Genomic DNA, 24650 nt, shown 5'->3' on the forward strand with positions numbered 1-24650 from the left:
GCCCCCCTCCGAAAGGTGCTCGACCCCTCATGCCCGAGCTGGTGTTCTTCTCCGGAACCATGGACTGCGGAAAGAGCACACTGGCCCTGCAGATCGGTCACAACCGCTCGGCACGCGGCCTCCAGGGCGTGATCTTCACCCGGGACGACCGCGCGGGGGAGGGCAAGCTCTCCTCCCGGCTCGGCCTGGTGACGGAAGCGGTCGAGGCCGGCGAGGACATGGATCTCTACGCCTATCTGGTCGCGCAGCTCTCGAAGGGCGGCAAGGCGGACTACGTGATCGTGGACGAGGCCCAGTTCCTGGCCCCGGCCCAGATCGACCAGCTCGCCCGGATCGTGGACGACCTCGACATGGACGTCTTCGCCTTCGGCATCACCACCGACTTCCGCACCAAGCTCTTCCCCGGCTCGCAGCGCCTGGTCGAGCTCGCGGACCGGGTCGAGCAGCTCCAGGTCGAGGCCCCGTGCTGGTGCGGCGCCCGCGCCACGCACAACGCCCGCACGGCAGACGGCGAGATGGTGGTGGAGGGCGCCCAGGTCGTGGTCGGCGACGTGAACCGCCCGGCGGAGGAGATCGGCTACGAGGTCCTCTGCCGCCGCCACCACCGCAGGCGCATGACGAGCGCCGCTGCCCACGCGGGCGCCCTCTCCCCGGACGTCCTCCCGGTCAACCACGCCTGACCGCCGGGTCGTAGTGACCCGGACCGTCCCCGTCCGATGGCCGGTCCGCCCGCAGAGGCCGACCACCGGCAGGGGGGAACCGTTCAAGCCCCTGTGCGTCTCTTAGTAGCGTGTGCGAAGCGGGGGCTGCCGGCTGTCCCCGGGGACGGGAGCATGGGATGGGACTGACCGAGGAAATTGTCGCGATGCGCGATGGATCGGGGCATTCCGGTCGTTTGCTCGGTGAATTCCGCCGCACCGCACTGCTGGTGCCGCTGTCGGGGGACCAGGACGGCGGTCTCATGTCCGGATGGCAGGGCGGCGTCCGCTGGATTTACGCGTTCACGGATGAGGAGGCGCTGGCCCGTTTCGCGGAGGCGCGCGGTGCCGGGGCCGGTGCCCGTGAGTGGGAGTTCCTCTCGATCCTGGGCGCCCGTCTGGTCGATGCGGTGATTCCCACGGTCGACGGTCCGACCGGGGTGGTCGTCGACGTCGCGGACGAGGACGCCTCGATGCTGTTCCCTCCCGTCGTGGGCATCGTCCCCGACCGGTGCGCGGTGGATGCGGACGATGAGCTTGCGGGTGCCCTCTGATGGCGGGCGCCGGAGACCTGGAGGTCTCGCCTGTCGCCGTCAAGAACATCCGGAACGGTCTGCGCAAAGCCATCGCCGAGCTGCGTGAGACGGGTGACGCGGCGGGCGCATCCATGGGTTCGGGATTCGAAGACCTGTCGATGACGGGGATGGAGGCCGGGCACATGGGTCTGGCCACCGACTTCGAGGATTTCTGCGAACGCTGGGAGTGGGGCGTGCGCAGTCTTGTGCAGAACGCCAGCGCCTTGGCCGGGAACCTCGGCATCGCGGCGGGCACGGTGTGGGAGGAAGAGCAGTACCTGGAGGGCGCGTTCAAGGTCGCGGCGAACTCGGCGTACGGCAATCCGCACGCGAGTGAGGACGAGATCGAGAAGAAGGGCTGGGACGACATCTGGCGGGCTGACGTCTACAAGCCGGACTACAGCGCGGAGTCCTTCGAGAAGAGTCGGCAGGACATCAAGCAGACCTGGTCGGACACGGGGGACAAGCTGACCTCCAGCGGAAGGATCGGCTCGATCAAGGACCTGCTGGACCAGGCCGACCAAGCCGACCGGGGCGGCAACTGATGGGCTGGAAGGACTTCGTACCGGACCCCGTGGAAGGCTGGGTCGAGGACCGGACCGAGGACGTCGGCGACGCGATCGAATGGACCGGGGACAAGGTCGCCGACGTGGCCGAGGACGTCGGGCTCGACGAGGCCGGGGACTGGATCCGCGACAAGAGCCGCTCCGCCGCCAACCGGCTCGGGGCGGACGTCTCGGAGCTGGAGCTCGGGCAGACCGAAGACCCCAAGAAACTGGTCTACGGCAGCGTGTCGAAAATCCGTGCCCAGGTCTCGCACCTGAAGGACTTCACGTCCTCCTTCACCATGGTCGGCAACGGGCTGAAGGGGCTGGAGGGCGACGGTCTGAAGGGCGCGTCGGCGGACGCGTTCCGGAAGGCGATAGCCAAGGAGCCGCCGCGCTGGTTCAAGGCGGCGGAGGCCTTCGGCAAAGCCGCGGACGCGATGAACCGATTCGCGGAGACCGTGGAGTGGGCGCAGGTTCAGGCCAAGGAGGCCCTGGAGGAGTACAACAGGGCCAAGAAGGTCTCACAGGACGCGCGCACCGCCCACAACAAGTCGGTCACCGAGTACAACGCCGCGGTCGAAGCGAAGAAGGACACTCTGCCGCCGAGGCCGTCAGAGAATTTCACCGATCCCGCCGGACCGCTGATCAAGGCCGCTCAGGACAGACTGGACACCGCCCGGACCCAGCGCAACGACGTCGCCGAGACGGCACGAACAGCGGTTCGCGCGGCGCGTGACGCCGCCCCGCCCAAGCCCTCGTACGCGGAACAGCTCAAGGACGGGATGGACTACCTGGAGCTGGCGCAGACCCATCTCGCCGGCGGTCTCGTCAAGGGCACCGCGGGCCTCAACAACTTCGTCCGCTCGGTCAACCCGATGGACCCGTACAACCTGACCCACCCCGCCGAGTACCTGACCAGCCTCAATTCGACGGTCGCCGGGCTGACCGTGGCCGTCAACGACCCCCTGGGCGCCGGCAAGCAGATGCTCAACGAGTTCATGAAGGACCCCAGCGAGGGCATCGGCAAACTCATCCCGGAACTCGTCGGCACCAAAGGCCTCGGCGCACTCAAGAAGGGCGCCACGGTCGCCAGGCACGCCGACGACCTCAAAGGCCCCGCCCGTGCCCACCTGGAGGGCGAGGGCCCCGGACCGGCCTCGCGTACGGCAAAGGACACGACCTGTGTCGAGGACCCCGTCGACGTGGCGACCGGACGGATGGTCCTGCCCCAGACCGATCTCATCCTCCCCGGATCGCTGCCGCTGCTGTTCACCCGTACCTTCGAGTCCTCCTACCAGGCAGGCAGGTGGTTCGGCCGCCGCTGGGCGAGCACCGTCGACCAGCGCCTGGAAATCGATTCCGTCGGCATCGTCCTCGTCGGTGAGGACGGTAGCTTCCTGTCCTATCCGCACCCGGCACCCGGGCTGCCGGTCCTGCCGTCGCACGGCCGCCGATGGCCCCTCTCCGTCATGCCCGAGGGGGAGTACACGGTCGCGAACCCCGAGACGGGAAGCGTTCTGCGCTTCACGGCCGAGGGCGTGCTCGTCCAGTCGGAGGACCGCTGCGGGGCGTGGATCGCGTACGACTACGACGCGGACGGCGCGCCGACGGGCATCAGCCACAGTGGCGGCTACCACATCCGGCTCGCCACCTCCGGGGGGCGGATCACCTCGCTCTCCCTGGCCGACGGCACGAAGGTGATCGACTACGGCTACACCGACGGTGAGCTCACCGAGGTGGTCAACTCCTGCGGCCGCCCGCTGTCGTTCGGGCTGGACGAGCGGGCTCGCATTGTCTCCTGGACCGACACCAACGGCCGTCGTTTCACCTACGCGTACGACGACCAGGACCGCTGCACCGCCCAGTCAGGCGCGGACGGGCATGTGGACTCCCGCTTCACGTACGAGGACGGCCTGACGACGGTCACCGGAGCTCTGGGGCACCACCGCCGCTACGTCGTGGACGACAGGTCGCTCGTCGTCGCCGAGACCGATGAGAACGGTGCCACGACCCGGTTCGAATGGGGACCGTTCAACCGGTTGCTGAGCCGCGTCGACCCGCTGGGGCGGGCCACCCGCATGACGTACGACGACCAGGGTTTCGTCACCTCCGTCGAACGACCTGACGGCCGCGTGACGACCATCCGGTACAACGCGCTCGGCCTTCCCGAACGCGTCAAGCGTCCGGACGACACCTCGGTCCGCCGCACGTACGACGAGCGCGGCAACACGCTCGCCGTGATCGATGCCGCCGGTGCGGAGTCCCGGTTCACCTACGACGTCCGCGGCCACGTCTCCTCGGTGGTGAACGCCCTCGGTGAGATGTCGGTGATCCGCTGCGACGCGGCGGGGCGTGTCGTGGAATCGACCGATCCCCTTGGGGCCACGACCTGGTACGCGTACGACGCCTTCGGCCGCCCGGCCACCATCACGGATCCGCTCGGCGGCACAGTCCGGCTGACGTGGAGCGTCGAGGGCAAGTTGCTGAGCCGGATCGAACCGGACGGCACCGGCCAGTCGTGGACCTACGACGGCGAGGGGAACTGCCTGAGCCACACGGATGCGAACGGCGCCCGGTCGGTCTACGAGTTCGGAGACTTCGACTCGCTTGCCGCGCGCACCGGTCCGGACGGAGCGCGCTACACGTTCGCGCACGACCTCGAACTGCGGCTGACGGAGGTCACCAACCCGCGGGGGCTCACGTGGACGTACGAGTACGATCCCGCGGGCAGGGTCATCGCGGAGACAGACTTCGACGGCCGTACGCTCCACTATGCGTACGATGCGGCCGGCCAGCTGTCCGCCCGTACGAACGCCCTAGGGGAGCAGGTCCGGTACACGTACGACGCGCTCGGGCGTACGGTGCTCAAGGACGCTGGCGGAGCCGTCACCACATTCGAGTACGACCATGCCGACCAGCTGGCGCGGGCCGTGGGCCCGGACGTGACGCTGACGCGTGTCCGCAACCGCGAGGGGTTGCTGCACTCGGAGACGGTGGATGGCCGGACCACGGTCTACGCCTACGACGCGCTGGGGCGCACCACGCGGCGCACCACGCCGAGCGGAGCGGTCAGCGAGTGGTCCTACGACGCCGCCGGCCGCCGTGCGAGTCTGACGGCCTCGGGCCGGACGCAGACCTTCGAGTATGACGCGGCGGGCCGCGAAACCGTCCGGCGTGGCCCGGCGGGCGTCGGACACTCGTACGGCTTCGACGAACTGGGCCGGCTCACCGGCCAGCACCTGACGGGCGCTGACGGACGGACCCTGCGACGGCGCGGCTACAGCTACCGGCCCGACGGACATCTGGTCGCTGTCGACGATGCTTCGGGCGGAGCGCGCACCTTCACCTTGGACGCCGCCGCACGCGTCACGGCAGTGGATGCGGGTACGTGGACGGAGCGCTACACCTACGACGAGTCCGGCAACCAGACTTCGGCCTCCTGGCCCGCTCCGGACCCGGACGCCGGATCGGCCACGGGGCCGCGCGTCTACGACGGCAACCGCATGGTCGGCGCCGGTGGTGTGAGCTACGCGTACGACGCTCAGGGCCGTGTCGTTACGAAGCGGACGAAGCGTCTCTCCCGCAAGCCGGACACCTGGAACTACGCCTGGGACGTGGAAGACAGACTGGTCGGGGTGACGACCCCGGACGGCACCGTCTGGCGCTATCTGTTCGACCCCTTGGGCCGGAGGACTGCCAAGCGGCGCCTTTCGCAGGCCGGTGAAGTCGTTGAGGAGGTGCTCTTCACCTGGGAGGGCGCGAGCCTCGTGGAGCAGACTGCGTACGCGGCGGAGCTTCCCCACCCGGTGGCTGTGACCTGGGACTACCGCGGATTGCACCCCCTGGCCCAGACGGAGCGCGTCCTCGGGGCCTCCAGGGACGAGATCGACAGCCGGTTCTTCTCGATCGTCACGGACCTGGTCGGTACGCCCACGGAACTCGTCGACGAGCAGGGCGAGGTCGCCTGGCACACCCGGTCGACCCTGTGGGGGAAGACCGAGTGGAACCGCGGAGCCTCGGTCTACATGCCGTTGCGTTTTCCCGGACAGTACTTCGACCCGGAATCGGGTCTGCACTACAACGTCTTCCGTACGTACGACCCGGAGACGGCCCGCTATCTCAGCCCGGATCCGCTGGGTCTGGCCCCGGCGCCGAACCCGATGGCCTACGTCCACAACCCCCACACCTGGTCGGACCACCTGGGCCTGGCACCGGACGAGTGCACGATCACGGTGTACCGCAAGCAGACGGACCATCCGCTCAGTCAGAGAGTCCACGTCGACGAGAGCGGCAACGTCAGGATCGACGGCAACAACCACCTGTACGTCAACATGAGCGGAGAACTGCGGCACACTCTGGAATTCCGGGGGGACAGCGGGCAGATCGTCGCCTTCGACGTGCCGAAGAGCTTTGTCGATGACCTCCGGGCGAGAGCGGTGCCGCAGGAACAGCCGGACGAATGGGGATTCACCAAACATGAATGGAGGCAGGTGAAACAGATCTATCCGGAAATATCTGACCCCACGAGGGGGACGGACCTCTACGGACTGCCCGGCGAGGTACTCGATCAGATGCGAAAGGTCATCATTCCCGGCTCCGGTAGGATCATCCAGGATCATTAGGAGGAATGCGAGATGCTGCATCCGATCGAAGACCTCGGCATCGAGAGGTCCCGAGTGGCAGGCAGGCCGGAAAACGAATCCGCGCCCCCTGTCCTCGCCTACTTCGAACTGGCCGTGGACGGGGATCCGGACCGTTACGCGGCCAGGCTGCGCGCGGTCCTGGACGCCGTGCTGGAGATCGCCGCCACGGAGTCCTTCGAGGACGAACTGCCCGTCGACACGATCCCCGCATGGTTCCGCGGCATCTGCCGCGACGGCTTCCCGCAGGCCCCGGCGGAGCCCTTCGCGGTCGCTGGGCGCGACCGCTACGCGGAGCGGACAGGCGGCGCCATGCCGTGGGATCTGCAGAACTGGCTGGATCGCTTCGATCCCGACCTGGAGGTCCGGGGCTGGGCCTGGTGGGACTTGACGGCCTCGCCGGAGGAGGGCGCAGAACTGCGTCTGTGGGCGGACACCTGGGGTGAGCCCTTCTTTGCGTGGGAGGACCTGCGCTGGCTGCTCTACGCGGCCGGGGCGCGTACGGTGGCGGATCCCGTGCTCGTGAAGCCCGAGGTCTGGGCGGACGAGGATTCCGTATGACGCAGGACGCGACGGAGGGTATGGCCACCGGTGTGGCGGGCGGAGCAGCCCGTCAAATCCGGGCACGGTTCGACGAGACGACCGTGACGGTCTATCAAGCCTATGCCGACCGGATCGCCGGACCGGCGCTGGCCGCGGGAACTTTCGTGGACCCTTTCAAACGCGGTCGTATGACGTGGATCAAGCCTTCTTTTCTCTGGATGATGTACCGCTGCGGATGGGGTGCGAAGACGGATCAGGAACGCGTCCTGGCCGTCGACATCACGCGCGAAGGATTCGAATGGGCCCTTTCTCGGGCCTGTCTCAGTCATTTTGACAACAGGAGATTCGCAGTAAAGCAGGATTGGCAGGAGGCCGTCAGGTCGAGCCCGGTCCGCGTTCAATGGGATCCCGATCGGGACCTCTCCCTGAGTCCTCTTCCCCACCGTGCGATCCAGATCGGACTGTCCGGCCCGGCCGTCGAGCGGTACGTCGACGGATGGATCACGGGGATCAGGGACGTGACCCCTCTGGCGCACGAAGTCCACGCGGCGGTACAGGCCGATGACTTGACGGCGGCCCGTAGCCTGCTGCCGGCGGAGCACCTGTACCCGCTCCCGGCGGCCATCGCCGAGCGCGTCGCGTGACAACCGCGGTGACAAGTGGAGCCGCGTCCTGTGGGGGTGTTCGGCTCGCGGGCTCCAGGGCGGCCGGGGTCGACTATGTGATCGTCGACGAGACACAGTTCCTCGCCCTCGGCCGGACCGATCGAGGGCCCGCGTGGTCGACGGTCTGGGGCCCGACGTCTTCGTCTTCGGCTGTCACCGTGGACTTCCGCGCCAAGTCGTTCCCGGGCTCCCAGAGCGCTGCGCCAAGATCAACAAAGAGGACGGCGACGATCACCTGTCCTACGAGAACGGTGGCCGAGGATGACCGACGAACAGAGCGGGAGCGCGCCGGCGCCGCAGCCGGCGAAGGCCGGGCTGGAGGCTGTGACGCAGGCCGTCGCCGAGGAACTGCCCTCGTACGCGCGGGCCTTCAAGGCCGTCGTCAACGTCGAGGTGGCCCCGCAGGCCACCGTGGCGCGCTCGGCGCCGGGGGCGACGGCGGAGGCCGACCGGCTGTGGCTGGAGCACGCGCGGGCCGCCGCCGTCATCGACGACGAGGGCTGCTTCCTGGTCCGGGGGGCCGATCGTGACTGGGTCCGGGTGCGCCGCACCTCGCACACCGCGCTCTCCGCCGCCCTCGTACCCGGGGCGGGCTCCCTGGTCTTCGCGATGTCCCCGGACGGCCGACGGCTGTGCGCCCTCACCGAGGAGGACGACGACTACTGGATCGTCGTGCACCACTTCGAGGACCGTCCCGTGTGACCCGGGGCGGAACGCTAGGGGCTGTCCGCGGATTCGCTCCCGGCGGACCTGATGACCGTGAACACGGCCCCCTCCGGGTCCGCGACCGTCGCCAGCCGGCCGCTCGCCCCCTCGCGCGGTGGCTGCAGCACCCGTCCGCCCAGCTCCACCACCCGGGCCGCGGCCCGGTCGGTGTCGGCGACCTCGAAGTACGTCATCCAGTGCGGCCCCCGGTCGCGCGGCAGCGCGTGGCCGACCCCGTGCAGGGCCGCCACCGCCACGCCGTCCAGGTGCAGCGTCTGGTAGTCGAAGTCGGCCGAGAGCACCGCCTCCGTCTCGTAGCCGAAGACCGTCTGGTAGAACTTCGCGACCATCGAGGTCTCCCGGGTCACCAGCTCGTTCCAGACGGGGGTGCCGGGCACGCCCGCCGTCATCGTGCCGATGTGCTCCGAGCCCTGCCAGATACCGAAGACCGCCCCGCTCGGGTCCGAGGCGATGGCGAGCCGCCCGGCCTCGCCCGCGTCCAGCGGGCCGACCGCGACCGTCCCGCCGCAGGAGCGGATGGCCTCCGCTGTGACGTCGGCGTCGTCCGTGGCGAGGTAGGTGGTCCAGGCGATCGGGAGATGCCGGTCGGGCGGCAGCTGGCCGATGCCCGCGACCTCGTCGCCGCGCAGCAGCCCGCGTACGTAGGGGCCCAGCTGTTCGGGCCCCGGCTGGAACTCCCAGTCGAACAGGGCCCCGTAGAACTCCTGGGTCGTGGTCAGGCCGTGCACGATCAGACTCACCCAGCAAGGTGTTCCGGGCGTACGCCGGGCGGCAGCCTCGGTCATCGTCTTCTCTCTCCTCGGACCGTTGTGGTGGCCGTGCGGGGGAACGGCACGGGGACGCCGTCCCGGGTAGGGAAGCGGTCCGCGTGCCCCGTGCAGATGCTTGCACCCCCCGGCGCGGGAGGCGCACCGGCCGCGCCGCGTCGTCCCGGTTCTCGACGAAGGACGGCCGGATTCCCGCCGGCCGTCCCCTTCGACGCTGTTACGGGCGCCTGCCCCGCTGCGCGAGGATGGCACCCATGAAGCCCATCATCACCGCATCCGAATGCGCGAGCGAGTCGGCCGGGTCCCGGCCCCCGGTGCTCCTGGACGTCCGCTGGCAGCTCGGCGGCCCGAACGGCCGCCCCGACTACGAGGCCGGCCATCTGCCCGGCGCGGTCTTCGTCGACCTCGACGAGGAGCTGGCCGGCCCGGCGGGCGACGGCGGCCGCCACCCGCTCCCGGACCCGGAGGCCTTCGGGGCCACGATGCGCCGGGCCGGGGTCGGCCACGACACCCCCGTCGTGGTGTACGACGGCGGCCAGGGCTGGGCCGCGGCGCGGGCCTGGTGGCTGCTGCGCTGGACGGGACACGGGAACGTGCGGGTCCTGGACGGGGGCCTCGCCGCCTGGACGGGCGACCTCTCCACCGAGACCCCGCACCCCGCCGAGGGCGATTTCCGGCCGAAGCCGGGGGCCCTCCCCACCCTGGACGCGGAAAGTGCCGCGGCTTTCGCCCGGTCGGGTCTGCTGCTGGACGCCCGGGCGGCGGAGCGCTACCGGGGCGACGTGGAGCCGATCGACCGCGTCGGCGGCCATATCCCCGGCGCCGTCTCGGCGCCGACCACGGAGAACGTCGACGCGGACGGGCGCTACCTCCCGGCCGATCGGCTCGCCGCGCGGTTCGCCGGCCTCGGGGCGGAGGGCAGCACCCGAGGCGTGGGCGTCTACTGCGGATCCGGGGTCTCCGGCGCGCACCAGGTGCTGGCCCTGGAGATCGCCGGCCTCACCGGTGTCCTGTACCCGGGATCCTGGTCCGAGTGGTCCTCGGACCCTTCCCGGCCGGTCGCCACGGGGCCCGAGCCCCAGTAGTCCCGCCGCACGACAGGCGAACGACAGGGGAGCGGGGTCCGTACGCGACTGCGTACGGACCCCGCTCCCACCGGTCGTCATTCCCGGTCAGTCCTGCTTCTTGCGCCGGGTGCCGAAGACGATCTCGTCCCAGCTCGGCACGGCGGCACGGCGGCCCGGCCTGACTCCGTCCGCCTCGGCCTGACGGTCCGTCGTCCCGGTCAGCCGGTCCCGGTGACCGGCCACCGCCCGGGGCATCAGCACGTCCGCGTACGCGGACCCCGCACCCGCCGAAGCGGCGGCGGCCGGCGGCTCGTCCGCCTCCGCCTCCTCCGCCGTCTCCAGCGCGGGCGGCTCGGGCTGCGTGGGCCGCTCGGGCACGACCATGTCGCCCCGGAAGCTCGGCACCGCCTCCAGCAGGCTGGTCAGCGAGTCGCGCTCACCGGCCGAGGCGCTGCTCACGTACTCCTCGGGCTCGGCGACCGGCGCGGGCCGCTCGATCTGCCGGTCCAGGGCCCGGTCCAGCGGGCGGTCGCGGTCGATCTGCCGGTCGAGGCTCCGGTCCAGCGGCCGGTCGCGCGGCAGCCGGGCGATCCGGGGCACGAACGGGAAACTGGGCTCGGGCGCGGCGACGTCGTCGGTCTCGCCGATCAGCGAGCGCGCCTCGTCGTCCAGCGCCTGGACCAGTCGCCTGGGCGGGTCGTACGTCCAGCTCGCCGCGTGCGGTTCGCCCGCGACCCGGTAGACGAGCAGGACTTCCCAGGTGCCGTCGTCACGGCGCCACGAGTCCCACTGGACGGTTTCCTTGTCGGCGCCGCGCAGCAGGAGACGCTCCTGCACCGCCTCGCCGAGCTGGGGGCCGGTGTTCTCGCCGGGACGGCGCACAGGAGTCTTCCGGGCCCGCTCGGCCATGAAGGCGCGCTCCGCGAGCACGGGGCCCTCGAAGCGGCGTACACGGTCGACGGGGATGCCCGCGAACTGGGCGACCTCCTCCGCGGAGGCGCCGGCCCGTATGCGGGCCTGGATGTCGCGGGGACGGAGGTGGCTCTCCACCTCGATCTCGATCTGGCCGAGCCGGGCGCGGTCGTTGCGCACGGCGGCGCGCAGCCGCTCATCGATCGGAAGCGTGTACTCCGTGCTGTCCGCAGCCTTGAGCACCAGTCGTGTGCCGTCGTTGGAGACGGCCACGACACGCAGTTCGGGCATGGGGACCTCCCGGGTGGTGCCTGCCGACGTCACGTGCGTCGCTGCTTCCGCTAGTCGAGTGTGACCTGCCCGGGTGCAGCCTGCCACAACCTTGCCAAGTTGCCCGGCGTGTCGGGCGCTCGTCCTGGTGCGCCACCATGACACGGTTACCCATTGCGACCCAAAGTGACCGATTTGGCCGCTCTGTGCAGCACGTACCCGTGTGATGCTTCGACGCCGCCGCCTCAGGTGCCGCCGTCGGCCCCCTCCGGTGACTGCGGATTCCCACGTCGGAGTCCGCCCCAGGGCTCGTCACAGTACTCCATTCGGGCCACCGGGGTGGACCGGCGCGCCGCCGAAGTTCTCGCGAGGTGCGGGAGTTGAGGTACCCAGTTCTCCGCGAAATGCCCCTGATGCGTGTTGTCCTTCACACAATCACCTGAATCGGAACTATCTACTTCGCTCATTTGTCCCTTCCTGTTGCATGGTGGGAGAGATGTCAAGCAGGGGCTGGTAATGGTTCAGAAGCCGGAAAGTGACGCAGAACGCAAGGAAAGGCGCATAGATCTGAGTCTCCCGCAGGTCGCCGGGAGTGCCGTGGCGGCCGTCGCGGCAGCGGTGCTGGCCTCGCAGTTGGGCGTGTACGGCACGATCGCCGGCGCGGGCGTGATGAGCGTCGTCGCCACCTGCGGCGGCTCGGTCTTCCAGCACTTCTTCCGCCGCACCGGCGAGCAGATCCGTGAGGTGACGGTCCAGGTGACCCACCCGGAGGGCCGCCAGGTGACGGTGCACACCAAGGAGACGACGCCCGCCGGGCGGAGAGCCGCCGCGGAGCGGACCGATCCGGAGCCGACGGACGACGCCACCACGGTGCTGCCCACGGTCGACCCGGGCACGGTCCCGGAAGTGATCCCGGACGCGGAGAGCACCCAGGTGCTGAAGCCGCTCGACACGGACCGGACGCAGTTGCTGGACCTCGGCGACGCGCGGACCCGGATGCTCCGCGTCCCGCCGGCCGCAGGCCCCGCAGCCGGAGCCGACGCCGACCGTACGCAGCTGATCCCGCGGGCCGACGACCGTACGCAGCTGATCCCGAAGACCGGAGCGCACCGGGCGGCCGTCTCCGACGACGCGTTCGGCGAGGGCGTCACGCACGGCACCCGGCTGCGCGGCTGGAAGCGCCCCGCCCTCGCGGCCGCCGCGGTCTTCGCCGTCTCCATGGCCGGGATCACCGCGTTCGAGATGATCTCGGGCAACGACCTCAGCGGCGGCCAGGGCACCACCCTCAGCTCCGTCGTGCGCGGCGGCGGCGATCGGGACTCCGGACCGGCCGACCCCACCCCATCCGGCGACACCGGCCGGGACGGGGGAGCGGACGAGCAGAGCCCGAACCCGGGTGACGGCACCGGTTCCGCCCCCGCCACGGACGGCGGCGACGGCACCGGCACGAGCCCGGACCCCGGTACGGGCACGGGCGGTGAGAACCCGGACACCGGGCCCACCCCCACCCCGACGCCCTCCGGATCCGCCGGCGAGTCCACGCCGGACCCGACGCCGCCCACCCCTTCGAACCCAGGCGACACCGGAACCGGCGCGCCCTCGACCGGCACGGGCGTCGCGCCCGGGCAGGGCGAGCAGGCCCCGCCCGGCGCCGACGCCGAGTGACCCACCGGCGTACCGCGCACAGCACATCGGCCCCGGCCCCTCCGCACGGGAGAGGACCGGGGCCGACGGCGTACCGGGACGATGCCGGGCTCAGTCGCCGAGGACGCGCCGCAGGTAGTCGTTGCCGAACAGGCGGTCCGGGTCCAGCCGGTCGCGCACCGCGGTGAACTCGCCGAAGCGCGGGTAGACCTCGGACAGGTAGGCCGCGTCCCGGGTGTGGATCTTGCCCCAGTGCGGGCGGCCGGCGTGCGCCGTCATGATCCGCTCGACCGCGGTGAAGTACGAGCGGTGGGGCGTGCCCTTGTAGAGGTGGACGGCGATGTACGCGGTGTCGCGGCCCGAGGCGGTCGACAGGGCCATGTCGTCGGCCGGAGCGGTGCGCACCTCGACCGGGAAGCTGATCTTCAGCGGTGACCGCTCGACCATGGCCTTCAGCTCCCGCAGCACCGCCACCGCCCGCTCGCGCGGCACGGCGTACTCCATCTCCACGAACCGCACCCGGCGCGGGCTGGTGAACACCTTGTACGGGATGTCGGTGTACGTACGCGCCGACAGCGCCCGGCTGGAGAGCCTGGCGATCGAGGGGATCGTCGCCGGGACCGCGCGGCCGAGCGAACAGGCGACCTGGAAGACCCCGTTGGACAGCAGCTCGTCATCGATCCAGCTGCTCACCCGGCCGGGCGGGGCGGCCGGACCGGCGCTGCGGTTGTTGCGCTTGGTGTTGCAGTTCCCGGTGTGCGGGAACCAGTAGAACTCGAAGTGCTCGTTCTCGATGACCAGGGAATCGAACTCCGCGGTGACCCGGTCGAAGCTCATCGGCTCCTCACGGGCCGTCAGCAGGAAGATCGGCTCCACGGCGAGGGTGACGGCGGTGATCACCCCTAGGGCGCCGATCCCGACCCGGGCCGCGGCGAAGATCTCCGGATGGTCCACGGCCGAGCAGACCAGGACGCTCCCGTCGGCGGTGACCAGCTCCAGCGCCCGGATCTGCGCGGATATGGACGCCGAGTCGCGGCCCGTGCCGTGCGTTCCGGTGGAGGTCGCCCCGGCGACCGTCTGCTCCATGATGTCGCCCATGTTCGTGAGCGACAGACCCTCGCGGGCGAGCGCGGTGTTGAGCCGCTTCAGCGGGGTACCGGCCTCCACCGTCACGGTCATCGCCTCACGGTCGATGTCCCGGATCCCGGTGAGCAGGTCGGGGCGGATCAGCACCCCGTCCGTGGCGGCCGCCGCCGTGAAGGAGTGGCCCGAACCGACCGGCTTCACCCTCAGGCCGTCCGCGTGCGCCCGGCGCAGCACGTCCGCGAGCTCGTCCACGGACGCGGGTGACTCGGTGCGGGCGGGCCGGGCGGTGACGGTGCCCGCCCAGTTACGCCACGCGCTCGTCGTCCGTGCGTAGGTCTCGGTCATCTTCCCCGCGCCCTCCCGTCGCAGCCGGCCCGGCCAGCCGGCGATAACCCAGGAACGCCACCGCCGCCGCGAGCGCTCCCGCCACGGCGGGCACCGCGTACCCCGCCTTCGCCCCGGCGGCGTCGACCACCCAGCCGGCGGCCGAGGAGCCGAGCGCCACTCCGACCGCGAGCCCGGTACTGGTCCAGGTCATGCCCTCGGTCAGCTTGGTGCGCGGTACGTGCGCTTCGACGAGGGCCATGGTGGTGACCATCGTCGGTGCGATGGCGAGGCCCGCGACAAAGAGCGCCACGGCCAGCAACGGAAGGTTCCCGGCCAGTAGGAGGGGGATCATACTCACGGCCATCGCGCAGACGCCCACCAGCCACCTGGTCCCGGGGTTCCCCTTGAGGTGCAGCAGCCCGAACACGGCCCCCGCGAGACACGAGCCCAGCGCGTAGACGGCCAGCACCAGCGAGGCCGCGGCCTTGTGGCCGCGCTCCTCGGCGAAGGCCACGGTCACCACGTCCACGCCCCCGAAGATCGCGCCGGTCGCCACGAAGGTGGCCACCAGGACCTGGAGCCCCCGCGAGCGCAGGGCCGAGCCCCCGGTGTGCTGCGACTTCGGGTGCGGCACCGGCTCGGTCGCGCGCTGCCCGGTCAGCCAGAAGACGCCGACCAGCAGGAAGCCGGCGGCGATCAGCGGCCCCGCCTCCGGGAACCACGCGGTGGACAGACCGATGGAGATGATCGGGCCGAAGATGAAGCACACCTCGTCGACGATCGACTCCCAGGAGTACGCGGTGTGCAGGTCCCGGCTGGAGCCCCGGTAGATCTCCGCCCAGCGGGACCGGACCATCGACCCCACGCTCGGCACACAGCCCGCGCCCACCGCGAAGACGAACAGCGTCCACTCCGGCGCCCCCTGCTGGGCGCAGACCAGCAGACCCGCCACCGCCGCCACGGCCACCAGCGTGACCGGACGCAGCACCCGGCGCTGCCCGTGGCGGTCGACCAGCCGGGAGACCTGGGGGCCGCAGACCGCCGCCGACATCGCCAGCGTCGCCGACAGCGCCCCGGCCAGCCCGTAGCGGCCGGTGAGCTGGGAGATCATCGTCACGACGCCGATGCCCATCATGGACAGGGGCATCCGGCCGAAGAAGCCTGCGGCGGAGAACCTCTTGGAGCCGGGGGCGGAGAAGATGGCGCGGTAGGGGCTGGGCAAGGGGTACTCCGGTCGTGCCTGTCATGCGTGTAGCTGGCCGATACAGCTTACGGGTGGACGGACGCCCCGGACACCGAATTCCGGACGGACCGGGGAGTGGTTCCGGCGTGCTCCCCGCCAAGGGTTCCGCGCTTTCCCGACGGGGCGTCGGATGTCGGTTGCCGCCCGTTCGGAGGCGGGTGGCAGGATCGATGTCATGTCCGATCTGCGCGATCCCGCTCCCTATGACGCCCTGCTGCTGCTCTCCTTCGGTGGACCCGAGGGTCCGGACGACGTCGTCCCGTTCCTGGCGAACGTCACCCGCGGCCGCGGTATCCCCGAGGAACGCCTCAAGGAGGTCGGCAAGCACTACTTCCTGTTCGGCGGGGTCAGCCCGATCAACGCCCAGAACCGCGCCCTGCTCGACGCGCTCCGCAAGGACTTCGCCGGCCACGGCCTGGATCTCCCGGTCTACTGGGGCAACCGCAACTGGGCCCCGTACCTGACCGACGTCCTGCGCGAGATGACCGCCGACGGACACCGCCGGATCGCCGTCCTCGCCACCAGCGCGTACGCCTCCTACTCCGGCTGCCGCCAGTACCGCGAGAACCTCGCCGACTCGCTGGCCGCCCTGGAGGCCGAGGGGCTGCCCGTGCCCCGGGTCGACAAGCTGCGGCACTACTTCAACCACCCCGGCTTCGTCGGCCCCATGGCCGACGGCGTCCTCGCCTCCCTCGCCGACCTCCCCGAGGACGTCCGCGCGGGCGCGCACATCGCGTTCACCACCCACTCCATCCCGACCGCCGCCGCCGACGCCTCGGGCCCCGCCGACGCGCACGGCGAGGGCGGCGCGTACGTCGCCGAGCACCTCGACGTGGCCCGGCTCATCGTCGAGGCCGTGCGCGCCGCGACCGGCGTCGAGCACCCCTGGCAGCTCGTCTACCAGTCCCGCAGCGGCGCCCCGCACATCCCGTGGCTGGAGCCCGACATCTGCGACCACCTGGAGACCCTGCACGGCGAGGGCGTCCCCGCCGTCGTGATGGCGCCCATCGGCTTCGTCTCGGACCACATGGAGGTGCTGTACGACCTCGACACCGAGGCCGAGGCGAAGGCCGCCGAACTCGGTCTGCCGGTCCGCCGCTCCGCCACGGTGGGCGACGACCCGCGCTTCGCCGCCGCCGTACGGGACCTGTTCCTGGAGCGCGCCGCGAGCGAGCGCGGCCGGGCGGTGGAGCGCTGCGCCCTGGGGTCGCTCGGGCCCTCCCACGACCTCTGTCCCGTCGGCTGCTGTCCCGCCAGGGCCCCGAAGCCCGCCGCGGCCGGCGCCGACAGCCCGTACGCGTAGCCCGCACCACCACCCGACCGTGCGCACCGATCACCTGGGAGCACCGTGACCGACCCCGCCCTGTCCGAACTGCTCGACCTCGCCCTGGAGGCCGCCCGCCGCGCCGGAGCCCTGCTGCGCGACGGCCGCCCGGCCGACCTGGGGGTGGCCGCGACCAAGTCCAGCCCCATCGACGTCGTCACCGAGATGGACATCGCCGCCGAGAAGCTGATCACCGGCTACCTCACCGACTTCCGCCCCGACGACGGCTTCCTCGGCGAGGAGGGCGCCAGCTCCCCGGGCAGCACCGGCATCCGCTGGGTCATCGACCCGCTCGACGGCACGGTGAACTATCTCTACGGCCTGCCCACCTGGGCCGTCTCCATCGCCGCCGAACGCGACGGCGAGCGGGTCGTGGGCGTCGTCGAGGCCCCGATGCGCCGGGAGACGTACCAGGCGGTCCTCGGCGGCGGTGCGTTCGCGAACGGCGAAGCGCTGCGCTGCCGTCCCGCCCCGCCGCTGGACCAGGCCCTCGTCTCCACCGGTTTCAACTACGTCGCCCACGTCCGCGCCCACCAGGCGGACGTCGCCCAGCAGCTGATCCCCAGGCTCCGGGACATCCGGCGCGGCGGCTCGGCCGCCGTCGACCTCTGCGATGTGGCGGCGGGCCGTCTCGACGGCTACTACGAGCGCGGGCTGCACCCCTGGGACCTGGCCGCGGGCGACCTCATCGCCCGGGAGGCGGGCGCGCTGACCGGCGGCCGCCCCGGGCTGCCCGCCGACGGCGACCTGACGGTGGCCGCCACCCCCGGCGTCTTCGAGCCGCTGCAGGCCGCACTCGACGAGCTGGGCGCCTGGCACGACTGACCCGAAGTCCCTGGTGGGACCCTGAGGGGTCCACGGCACAGCAGAGGGCCCCGGATGCCTGGACAGCATCCGGGGCCCTCCACGTACGGCTCAGACGCCGGCGGCGCCGACCTCCACGCCGTGCTCGGCGGCGAGACGGTGCAGATCGTCCAGCTCGCCCTGCTCGACGTCCGCGAGGAAGTCGTCGCCGTCCTCGCGCGCCCGCGTGAGGTCGGACTCGGTCGTCTTGATGCGTTGCAGCAGACCTGCGGTGAAAGCGTCCATGATGCGCCCCCTCATCGTGGGTCGGTGGCACGGGGGTGTGCCCGGGATCCCCCCGGCCGGGGAGCCGGAGGAGCGGGTGATCTCGCCGCCGCTCCGGGGAAAACGGGCGGGCCGTGGCGTGCCACGGGACAGGCGTGATCGCGGGTGTGAACCCCTCTTCCCCATGCCGCGGCTCAGAGAAACCTCAACTGGTCCACAAACCCACCGGTTTCCCGGCGGGAGTCCGCGAGAAGGTCCGGCCCGCCGCCGTCTTACCGCCGGTTTATACGCGTTGCGGGCAGGATGGAGGCACACGGTCGGCACGGCTGCCCGTGTCCGAGCGGCCCCGTGTGGGCCGCTCGCTCCGTGAATCCGTCGAAGGACCCGAAGGAAGGACTGCGCCGTGCGCGTACTCGTCGTCGAGGACGAGCAGCTGCTCGCCGATGCGGTGGCCACCGGATTGCGCCGGGAGGCCATGGCCGTCGACGTCGTCTACGACGGTGCCGCGGCCCTGGAGCGCATCGGGGTCAACGACTACGACGTCGTGGTGCTGGACCGGGACCTCCCGGTGGTGCACGGGGACGACGTCTGCCGCAAGATCGTCGAGCTCGGCATGCCGACCCGGGTGCTCATGCTCACCGCGTCCGGCGACGTCAGCGACCGGGTCGAGGGCCTGGAGCTGGGCGCGGACGACTATCTGCCCAAGCCCTTCGCCTTCAGCGAGCTGACCGCCCGGGTCCGCGCGCTGGGCCGCCGTACGACGGTGGCGCTGCCGCCCGTCCTGGAGCGCGCCGGCATCAAGCTCGACCCGAACCGCCGCGAGGTCTTCCGCGACGAGGTGGAGATCCAGCTCGCTCCGAAGGAGTTCGCGGTGCTGGAGGTCCTGATGCGCAGCGAGGGCGCCGTCGTCTCGGCGGAACAGCTGCTGGAGAAGGCCTGGGACGAGAACACCGATCCCTTCACCAACGTGGTGCGGGTCACGGTCATGACGCTCCGCCGCAAGCTCGGTGAACCGCCCGTGATCGTCACCGTGCCGGGCTCCGGATACCGGATCTGAGGACCATGGCCACCACCCCGGAGCAGCCCCCCGCGGCGCCGCCGAAGCCCACCTGGGAGCCGAAGCAGCAGGAGCCCCCGTACCCCTGGCTGCGCCCGACCATCCGGATACGGCTCACGCTGCTGTACGGCGGGATGTTCCTGATCGCGGGCATCGTGCTGCTGTCGATCATCTACATGCTGGCCGCGCAGGCCCTCCACGACGCCGGAAGCGTGGCCTTCCGGGTCGCCGGGACCAATGTCCAGATCACCAGCGACACCTGCCCGCAGCTCGGCGCCGCGCTCAACAACGACCAGCTGAACGAGGCCATCAAGGCCTGTACGTCGGCCCAGCGGCAGCAGGCGCTGGACAGCCTGCTGAACCGGGCCCTCCTCGCTCTGGTCGGCCTGAGCGTGATGGCCTTCGCCTTCGGTTACGCCATGGCCGGACGCGTCCTGTCCCCGCTCGGCCGGATCACCCGGACCGCGCGCCGGGTGGCCGGCACCGACCTCAGCCGGCGGATCGAGCTGGACGGCCCGGACGACGAGCTGAAGGAGCTGGCGGACACCTTCGACGACATGCTGGACCGGCTGGAGCGGGCCTTCACCGCGCAGCAGCGGTTCGTCGGCAACGCCTCGCACGAGCTGCGCACCCCGCTGGCGATCAACCGCACCCTGCTGGAGGTCCATCTCTCCGACCCCGGGGCCCCACCGGAGCTCCATCAGCTCGGGAAGACCCTCCTGGCCACCAACGAGCGCAGCGAGCAACTGGTCGAGGGCCTGCTGCTGCTGGCCCGCAGCGACAACCAGATCGTCGAGCGCAAACCGGTCGACCTCGCCGAGGTCGCCGAGCGCGCCATCGACCAGACCCGGGCGGAGGCGCTGGCCAGGAAGGTCGAGATCCGCGGTGAGCGAGCCTCGGCCGCGGTGCAGGGCAACGGGGTCCTGCTGGAGCGGATCGCCCTGAACCTCGTGCAGAACGCCGTGCGCTACAACGTGCCCGAGGACGGCTGGGTGGAGGTCACCACCGAGGTGCGGGACGGGCAGGCCCTGCTCGTCGTCTCGAACACCGGCCCGGTGGTCCCCGCCTACGAGATCGACAACCTCTTCGAACCCTTCAGGCGGCTGCGAACGGAGCGCACGGGCAGCGACAAGGGGGTCGGTCTCGGCCTGTCGATCGCCCGGTCCGTCGCGCGGGCCCACGGAGGCCGTATCATCGCGGAGCCCCGCGAGGGCGGTGGTCTCGTGATGCGCGTCACTCTGCCGGTCTGAGAGGCTGCACGATGTGACTCCGCACCGAATCTTCCTGTTCGCTTTGGGCGGAATTTTCAGGACCCGTTCCCGGGCGGGTCGTGTGTGATCGATCACAAGGCCGAATTTCCGGCCGTCTACTCTCCGTGATCACGACTCTGTCGGAAAGCCGGTAATCGTCCGGGTTTTCAGGGATCGTTATCACGGGAAGTACACGGGGTGGCGCCCGTGAACTGCACAGTCGGGACCGTGTACGGTCCCCATCGCCACCCAAGCCGAGCCTCGCCGAGGTGCCCGGTTGGGTGTCGATTGAGTAACAGACCTTGATGTGAGGCAAAATCTCCGCCTCAGGTCGGGCACAAGTCCGGCCTCTCACGCGTTACGTGCGCTGAGACACCTAGACACCCAAGAGGGGGAGAGCGACATGGCAACGGATTACGACACCCCACGCAAGACCGACGACGACGTGGACCAGGACAGCCTCGAAGAGCTCAAGGCGCGTCGGAGCGACAAGACGGCGTCCGCCGTCGACGTCGACGAATTCGACGCGGCCGAAGGACTCGAGCTGCCCGGCGCGGACCTCTCCAACGAGGAGCTGGCCGTCCGGGTGCTGCCCAAGCAGGCCGATGAGTTCACCTGCATGAGCTGCTTCCTGGTGCACCACCGCAGCCAGCTGGCCCGCGAGAAGAACGGTCAGCCCATCTGCCGCGACTGCGACTGAGGTCGAGTCGGCCGTGGCAGACGAGACACCGTTCAGGAAGCGGCGCCCCTGGCGTCGGCACGGCCAGCAGGCCCATCAGGACGGTACCGGCGGCACAGGCCCGGCAGAAGGCGGTCACGCGTCTGCCGAGCGGTCCGCCGCCCCGCCGGATCACTCCGGCGGTTCCGACGACGAGCGAGGCCGTTCGGCCTCGCTCGAAGTGGCCGGGGCGGCAGCACTGCCGGACCTGGCCGCGCAGCGGGAACAGCAGGACCGGGCGGAGCCCACGACCGGGGGCCGCCTGCACGCAGTGAAACGGGGCGTACGCAAGAGCGGGGAGAGCGCGAAGGCACTGGCCGCACAGCTGGCCGACCGCATCATCGACACGGCCCCGCGGGTGCCGGTGCGCGACCTCGCCACCCTGCGGAGGCAGTTTCCCGGGCTGGGGCCCGAGGAGCTGGCCGACAAGCTGGTCACGGGAGCCTGCCGGGGCACCGCGACCGTCGGCGCAGGCATCGGGGCCGCCGCCATGATGCCCGTACCGCCCGCCATGCTCGCCGAGCTGGCGGCGGAGGTGACCGGCGTAGCCGCGATCGAGATGAAGCTCGTCGCCGAGCTCCACGAGGTCTACGGCCGCAGGCCCCCGGGCAATCTCGGCCAGCGCAGCACCGCGTATCTGACGTCGTGGACGGAGGAGCGCGGAATCGACGTCACCCGGCCCACCACGCTCAACGCCGCCCTCGGCGGCCAGATGAAGCGCGAGCTGCGCCAGCAGATCATGAAGCGCATGGCGCGCAATCTGCCCAACCTGATCCCGTTCATGATCGGCGCCGCCGTCGGCGCCACGATGAACCGCCGCGACACCCGCAAGCTCGCCGACCGGGTCAGGGACGACCTGCGCAGGACTCAGATCCCCTGGGACCGGCTGCCCGCGCTGCCTCCGCTGGAGCAGCCCCTGCACCCGGCCGAGCTGCCCAAGGAGATCGAGGGCCTCTGAGGCCCGGAAAGGCCTGCGGCGAACGGCCGCTCAGGCGGCCGGTACGGCGTTCAGCGCCGCCGCCAGGCCCCGCGGGTCCCGGGTGGAGAGGTAGACGTACGGAGTCGGGTCCTCCGGGTCCGTGACCTCCACCCGCACCGCCGTCTCCACATAGCCGCGCAGCAGCATGAACGCGCGCGCGTCCGCCTTGTGCGTGCGCCAGGCCCGCGCCTCCTCGGCGTCCAGCACCTCGGGCTCGCCGAGCGCCGACAGCGGGATCCGGGCGTCGCCGGCGACGAGTGCCCCCGCCACCACCCGGATCCGGGCGGAGCCGTAAGCGCTCACCACGACGGCCGCCGCGGCCGTACCGCCGACCAGCCCGGCGAGCAGCGGCAGCGTGCCCAGCGGCAGCAGCATCAGAGCACAGGCGACACCGACTCCGAAGGCGATGAACCACCAGGAGCGGGGCGCGGTGAGACGTTCGTCGAAGGGCGGTGCGGAAGGCTGCATGGGACCAAGCTTGGCACGGCGCGACCGGCACACTGCCGCGCGGGTAAGGTCTGCGCCTGTGAGTGGAACATCAGCAGCTCTGACACCCCCGGCCGACGCCGTCGCGCCGGTCCGGCACCCCGACGCGCCCGCCCCCGGCGAGCTCCTCGGAGCGCACTACGAACACTGTTTCGGCTGCGGCGGGGGACAGCCGCACGGACTGCACCTGATGGCGCGGGCCGGTGAAGGCGTGAGCGTCACCGCCGAGTTCGCCGTGCAGCCAGCGCACCAGGGCGCCCCGGGCCTCGCCCACGGCGGTGTGCTCGCCACGGCGCTGGACGAGACCCTCGGTTCGCTGAACTGGCTGCTGCGCACGATCGCGGTGACCGGACGGCTGGAGACCGACTTCGTCCGCCCCGTCCCCGTGGACACCGTGCTGCACCTCGACGCCCGGATCACCGCCGTGCACGGCCGGAAGATCTACTCCACCGCCACCGGCCGGATCGGCGGCCCCGAAGGGCCCGTCGCGGTCCGGGCCGACGCCCTCTTCATCGAGGTCAAGGTCGACCACTTCATCGACAACGGCAGGCCCGCCGAGATCCGGGCGGCCATGTCCGACCCCGACCAGGTCAGGCGCGCCCGCGCCTTCGAGGTGAACCCGTGACCCGTCATCCCGTCGACGTACTGATCCGCCTGATCGACCCGGACGTGCCGATTCCGGCGTACGGACACCCGGGCGACGCCGGGGCCGACCTGGTGACCACCGAGGCCGCCGAACTCGCCCCCGGCGAGCGCGCGGTGCTGCCCACCGGTGTGTCGATCGCCCTGCCCGACGGGTACGCCGCGTTCGTGCACCCGCGCTCCGGCCTCGCAGCCCGCTGCGGAGTGGCCCTCGTGAATGCCCCAGGGACGGTTGATGCCGGGTACCGTGGGGAGATCAAGGTGATCGTGGTCAACCTCGATCCGCGCGAGAGCGTGCGATTCGAGCGGTTCGACCGGATTGCCCAATTGGTTGTCCAGCAGGTCGAGAAGGTGCGCTTCCACGAGGTGGCGGAACTTCCCGGCTCGGCGCGGGCCGAAGGGGGCTTCGGGTCCACCGGCGGCCACGCGTCGGTGGACGGCGCCGAGGGCGGGATCACCCACGGTGGGAACAGCTACGCTTCGGTCGTATCCGACCGGGAAGGACAGTGACGTGTTCGGACGTCGCAAGAAGAGTGGTTCCGCCGAGGACGCGGCGGACGAGGTGCGCGAGGCCGAGCAGGTCGCCGACGAGCCCGAGAGCGGCGACGCTGCCGCCGGGGGCACCCGTCGGATGAATCTTCCGCCGGCCCCCCGGCCGGACGGACCCTGGGACAGCACCGAGGTCTCCCAGCCCGGCGAGGGCCGGGTCGACCTGGGCGGCATCTTCGTCCCCGGGGTCGAGGGCATGGAACTGCGCGTCGAGGTGGCCGGGGACGCGATCGTCGCCGCCACCGTGGTGCTGCGCGACAGCGCGGTCCAGCTGCAGGCCTTCGCCGCCCCCAAGAAAGAGGGCATCTGGGGCGAGGTCCGCGACGAGATCGCCTCGGGCATCACCCAGCAGGGCGGCGTCATCGACGAGGTCGAGGGCCCGCTGGGCTGGGAGCTGCGCGCGCAGGTCCCGGTACAGCTGCCGGACGGCACGGGCGGCGTGCAGCTCGTCCGCTTCGTCGGCGTCGACGGCCCCCGCTGGTTCCTGCGCGGAGTGATCTCCGGCCAGGGCGCCGTCCAGCCGGAGGCCGCCGGACTGCTGGAGACGGTCTTCCGGGACACCGTGGTCGTCCGCGGCGACGGCCCCATGGCCCCCCGCGACCCGATCGTCCTCAAGCTCCCCGACGACGCCCAGATGGTGCCCGAGGGCGTGCAGCAGGAGGACCAGGAGAGCTCCAAGTTCTCCGGCGGCATGGGCCAGCTCCAGCGTGGCCCCGAGATCACCGAGGTCCGCTAGCGGACACCTCACAGCATCGGGCCGGGGGGGGCCCCCCCCGAACCGGGGGGGCCCCCCCCCCGAGGACGAGAACCACCCCCCCCCCCTGACCCCCCCCCCGCCCCCCCACCCAAAAATTTGGGGGGGGGCC

The 24650-nt window shown here is 71.2% G+C and carries 24 protein-coding genes; 18 read left to right on the forward strand and 6 right to left on the reverse strand.

What is annotated here, in order from left to right; all coding sequences use genetic code 11:
• The first annotated feature begins 29 nt into the window (after positions 1–29).
• The 7 genes from ACFWRV_RS26935 (at position 30) to ACFWRV_RS26965 (ending at position 8371) form a co-directional block, all read left to right on the forward strand.
• On the forward strand, positions 30–680 hold the full coding sequence (locus tag ACFWRV_RS26935) for a thymidine kinase (protein WP_384338316.1): 651 nt from the start codon (positions 30–32) through the stop codon (positions 678–680).
• A gap of 158 nt (positions 681–838) precedes the next feature.
• Positions 839–1252 carry a hypothetical protein gene (locus ACFWRV_RS26940; protein ID WP_384338317.1) on the forward strand — a complete coding sequence of 138 codons (414 nt, stop codon included), beginning with the start codon at positions 839–841 and terminating at the stop codon, positions 1250–1252.
• Positions 1252–1818: a hypothetical protein gene (locus tag ACFWRV_RS26945; RefSeq protein WP_384338318.1), complete on the forward strand. Its 567-nt coding sequence runs from the start codon at positions 1252–1254 to the stop codon at positions 1816–1818. Before ACFWRV_RS26940 ends, ACFWRV_RS26945 begins: the two co-directional genes overlap by 1 nt.
• A complete protein-coding gene (locus ACFWRV_RS26950; RefSeq protein ID WP_384338319.1) occupies positions 1818–6443 on the forward strand; it encodes a putative T7SS-secreted protein in 4626 nt (1541 codons plus the stop codon). Before ACFWRV_RS26945 ends, ACFWRV_RS26950 begins: the two co-directional genes overlap by 1 nt.
• 12 nt (positions 6444–6455) lie before the next feature.
• Positions 6456–7022: a hypothetical protein gene (locus tag ACFWRV_RS26955; protein WP_384338320.1), complete on the forward strand. Its 567-nt coding sequence runs from the start codon at positions 6456–6458 to the stop codon at positions 7020–7022.
• Positions 7019–7648, forward strand: coding sequence for a DUF4291 domain-containing protein (locus ACFWRV_RS26960; RefSeq protein ID WP_384338321.1), 630 nt, complete (start codon positions 7019–7021; stop codon positions 7646–7648). Before ACFWRV_RS26955 ends, ACFWRV_RS26960 begins: the two co-directional genes overlap by 4 nt.
• Positions 7649–7930: 282 nt before the next feature.
• The gene (locus ACFWRV_RS26965; protein ID WP_384338322.1) at positions 7931–8371 is read left to right on the forward strand and encodes a hypothetical protein; all 441 of its coding nucleotides are present in this window, start codon (positions 7931–7933) and stop codon (positions 8369–8371) included.
• Between the two features lie 14 nt (positions 8372–8385).
• Here ACFWRV_RS26965 and ACFWRV_RS26970 read toward each other — a convergent pair whose 3' ends face one another.
• Entirely contained in the window at positions 8386–9180 is a 795-nt protein-coding gene (locus tag ACFWRV_RS26970; protein WP_384338323.1) for a VOC family protein, read from the reverse strand.
• Positions 9181–9416: 236 nt separating this feature from the next.
• Here ACFWRV_RS26970 and ACFWRV_RS26975 point away from each other — a divergent pair, with 236 nt between their 5' ends.
• A complete protein-coding gene (locus tag ACFWRV_RS26975) occupies positions 9417–10247 on the forward strand; it encodes a sulfurtransferase (protein ID WP_384338324.1) in 831 nt (276 codons plus the stop codon).
• Between the two features lie 87 nt (positions 10248–10334).
• Here the strand turns inward: ACFWRV_RS26975 and sepH are convergent, their stop codons facing one another.
• Positions 10335–11432, reverse strand: a complete 1098-nt coding sequence (gene sepH / locus ACFWRV_RS26980; protein WP_384338325.1) for a septation protein SepH — start codon at positions 11430–11432, stop codon at positions 10335–10337.
• A 576-nt stretch (positions 11433–12008) separates the two neighbouring features.
• Here sepH and ACFWRV_RS26985 point away from each other — a divergent pair.
• Positions 12009–13076, forward strand: coding sequence for a hypothetical protein (locus tag ACFWRV_RS26985; RefSeq protein WP_384338326.1), 1068 nt, complete (start codon positions 12009–12011; stop codon positions 13074–13076).
• A 90-nt stretch (positions 13077–13166) separates the two neighbouring features.
• Here the strand turns inward: ACFWRV_RS26985 and ACFWRV_RS26990 are convergent, their stop codons facing one another.
• Both ACFWRV_RS26990 and ACFWRV_RS26995 read right to left on the reverse strand, forming a co-directional pair.
• Complete coding sequence (locus tag ACFWRV_RS26990; protein WP_384338327.1) at positions 13167–14486, reverse strand: D-arabinono-1,4-lactone oxidase; 1320 nt, start codon at positions 14484–14486, stop codon at positions 13167–13169.
• Positions 14446–15690 carry an MFS transporter gene (locus ACFWRV_RS26995; RefSeq protein ID WP_384338328.1) on the reverse strand — a complete coding sequence of 415 codons (1245 nt, stop codon included), beginning with the start codon at positions 15688–15690 and terminating at the stop codon, positions 14446–14448. The genes ACFWRV_RS26990 and ACFWRV_RS26995 overlap by 41 nt, the downstream gene beginning before the upstream one ends.
• A 196-nt stretch (positions 15691–15886) precedes the next feature.
• Between ACFWRV_RS26995 and ACFWRV_RS27000 the strand changes: the two genes are divergently transcribed.
• Together ACFWRV_RS27000 and ACFWRV_RS27005 are read left to right on the forward strand one after the other, a co-directional pair.
• The gene (locus tag ACFWRV_RS27000; protein WP_384338329.1) at positions 15887–17014 is read left to right on the forward strand and encodes a ferrochelatase; all 1128 of its coding nucleotides are present in this window, start codon (positions 15887–15889) and stop codon (positions 17012–17014) included.
• Positions 17015–17059: 45 nt separating this feature from the next.
• The gene (locus tag ACFWRV_RS27005) at positions 17060–17860 is read left to right on the forward strand and encodes an inositol monophosphatase family protein (protein WP_164614773.1); all 801 of its coding nucleotides are present in this window, start codon (positions 17060–17062) and stop codon (positions 17858–17860) included.
• A gap of 90 nt (positions 17861–17950) precedes the next feature.
• On the opposite strand, the gene ACFWRV_RS27010 is transcribed toward ACFWRV_RS27005, so the two are convergent.
• Positions 17951–18124 (reverse strand): hypothetical protein, encoded by a 174-nt coding sequence (locus ACFWRV_RS27010; protein ID WP_384338330.1) that lies wholly within the window; start codon positions 18122–18124, stop codon positions 17951–17953.
• Positions 18125–18506: 382 nt separating this feature from the next.
• On the opposite strand from ACFWRV_RS27010, the gene ACFWRV_RS27015 reads away from it, so the two are divergent.
• From ACFWRV_RS27015 to ACFWRV_RS27030, 4 genes are all read left to right on the forward strand, one after another.
• A complete protein-coding gene (locus tag ACFWRV_RS27015; protein ID WP_006128158.1) occupies positions 18507–19160 on the forward strand; it encodes a response regulator transcription factor in 654 nt (217 codons plus the stop codon).
• A 5-nt stretch (positions 19161–19165) separates the two neighbouring features.
• Positions 19166–20410, forward strand: a complete 1245-nt coding sequence (locus ACFWRV_RS27020; protein WP_384338331.1) for a sensor histidine kinase — start codon at positions 19166–19168, stop codon at positions 20408–20410.
• A 403-nt stretch (positions 20411–20813) separates the two neighbouring features.
• Positions 20814–21110, forward strand: a complete 297-nt coding sequence (locus tag ACFWRV_RS27025) for a DUF4193 domain-containing protein (protein WP_003965732.1) — start codon at positions 20814–20816, stop codon at positions 21108–21110.
• Positions 21111–21123: 13 nt separating this feature from the next.
• Complete coding sequence (locus tag ACFWRV_RS27030; RefSeq protein ID WP_384338332.1) at positions 21124–22086, forward strand: hypothetical protein; 963 nt, start codon at positions 21124–21126, stop codon at positions 22084–22086.
• 30 nt (positions 22087–22116) lie between these two features.
• On the opposite strand, the gene ACFWRV_RS27035 is transcribed toward ACFWRV_RS27030, so the two are convergent.
• Positions 22117–22575 (reverse strand): DUF3093 domain-containing protein, encoded by a 459-nt coding sequence (locus tag ACFWRV_RS27035; RefSeq protein ID WP_384338333.1) that lies wholly within the window; start codon positions 22573–22575, stop codon positions 22117–22119.
• Positions 22576–22633: 58 nt separating this feature from the next.
• Between ACFWRV_RS27035 and ACFWRV_RS27040 the strand changes: the two genes are divergently transcribed.
• Genes ACFWRV_RS27040 through ACFWRV_RS27050 form a run of 3 tightly spaced genes read left to right on the forward strand, consistent with a single transcriptional unit; the run spans position 22634 to position 24520 of the window.
• Positions 22634–23218, forward strand: coding sequence for a PaaI family thioesterase (locus tag ACFWRV_RS27040; RefSeq protein WP_384338334.1), 585 nt, complete (start codon positions 22634–22636; stop codon positions 23216–23218).
• Positions 23215–23745: a dUTP diphosphatase gene (gene dut / locus ACFWRV_RS27045; protein ID WP_384338335.1), complete on the forward strand. Its 531-nt coding sequence runs from the start codon at positions 23215–23217 to the stop codon at positions 23743–23745. Before ACFWRV_RS27040 ends, dut begins: the two co-directional genes overlap by 4 nt.
• A gap of 1 nt (position 23746) precedes the next feature.
• Entirely contained in the window at positions 23747–24520 is a 774-nt protein-coding gene (locus ACFWRV_RS27050) for a DUF3710 domain-containing protein (protein WP_384338336.1), read from the forward strand.
• The last annotated feature ends 130 nt before the right edge of the window (positions 24521–24650 follow it).

The sequence above is a fragment of the Streptomyces sp. NPDC058576 genome (genome assembly GCF_042718715.1).
GTDB lineage: Bacteria > Actinomycetota > Actinomycetes > Streptomycetales > Streptomycetaceae > Streptomyces.

Bases quoted from the DNA above. Each gene is read 5' to 3' on its own strand.
- ACFWRV_RS26935 (WP_384338316.1), top strand. From the start codon at position 30: ATGCCCGAGCTGGTGTTCTTCTCCGGAACCATGGACTGCGGAAAGAGC.
- ACFWRV_RS26940 (WP_384338317.1), top strand. From the start codon at position 839: ATGGGACTGACCGAGGAAATTGTCGCGATGCGCGATGGATCGGGGCAT.
- ACFWRV_RS26945 (WP_384338318.1), top strand. From the start codon at position 1,252: ATGGCGGGCGCCGGAGACCTGGAGGTCTCGCCTGTCGCCGTCAAGAAC.
- ACFWRV_RS26950 (WP_384338319.1), top strand. From the start codon at position 1,818: ATGGGCTGGAAGGACTTCGTACCGGACCCCGTGGAAGGCTGGGTCGAG.
- ACFWRV_RS26955 (WP_384338320.1), top strand. From the start codon at position 6,456: ATGCTGCATCCGATCGAAGACCTCGGCATCGAGAGGTCCCGAGTGGCA.
- ACFWRV_RS26960 (WP_384338321.1), top strand. From the start codon at position 7,019: ATGACGCAGGACGCGACGGAGGGTATGGCCACCGGTGTGGCGGGCGGA.
- ACFWRV_RS26965 (WP_384338322.1), top strand. From the start codon at position 7,931: ATGACCGACGAACAGAGCGGGAGCGCGCCGGCGCCGCAGCCGGCGAAG.
- ACFWRV_RS26970 (WP_384338323.1), bottom strand. From the start codon at position 9,180: ATGACCGAGGCTGCCGCCCGGCGTACGCCCGGAACACCTTGCTGGGTG.
- ACFWRV_RS26975 (WP_384338324.1), top strand. From the start codon at position 9,417: ATGAAGCCCATCATCACCGCATCCGAATGCGCGAGCGAGTCGGCCGGG.
- sepH (WP_384338325.1), bottom strand. From the start codon at position 11,432: ATGCCCGAACTGCGTGTCGTGGCCGTCTCCAACGACGGCACACGACTG.
- ACFWRV_RS26990 (WP_384338327.1), bottom strand. From the start codon at position 14,486: ATGACCGAGACCTACGCACGGACGACGAGCGCGTGGCGTAACTGGGCG.
- ACFWRV_RS27000 (WP_384338329.1), top strand. From the start codon at position 15,887: ATGTCCGATCTGCGCGATCCCGCTCCCTATGACGCCCTGCTGCTGCTC.
- ACFWRV_RS27010 (WP_384338330.1), bottom strand. From the start codon at position 18,124: ATGGACGCTTTCACCGCAGGTCTGCTGCAACGCATCAAGACGACCGAG.
- ACFWRV_RS27020 (WP_384338331.1), top strand. From the start codon at position 19,166: ATGGCCACCACCCCGGAGCAGCCCCCCGCGGCGCCGCCGAAGCCCACC.
- ACFWRV_RS27025 (WP_003965732.1), top strand. From the start codon at position 20,814: ATGGCAACGGATTACGACACCCCACGCAAGACCGACGACGACGTGGAC.
- ACFWRV_RS27035 (WP_384338333.1), bottom strand. From the start codon at position 22,575: ATGCAGCCTTCCGCACCGCCCTTCGACGAACGTCTCACCGCGCCCCGC.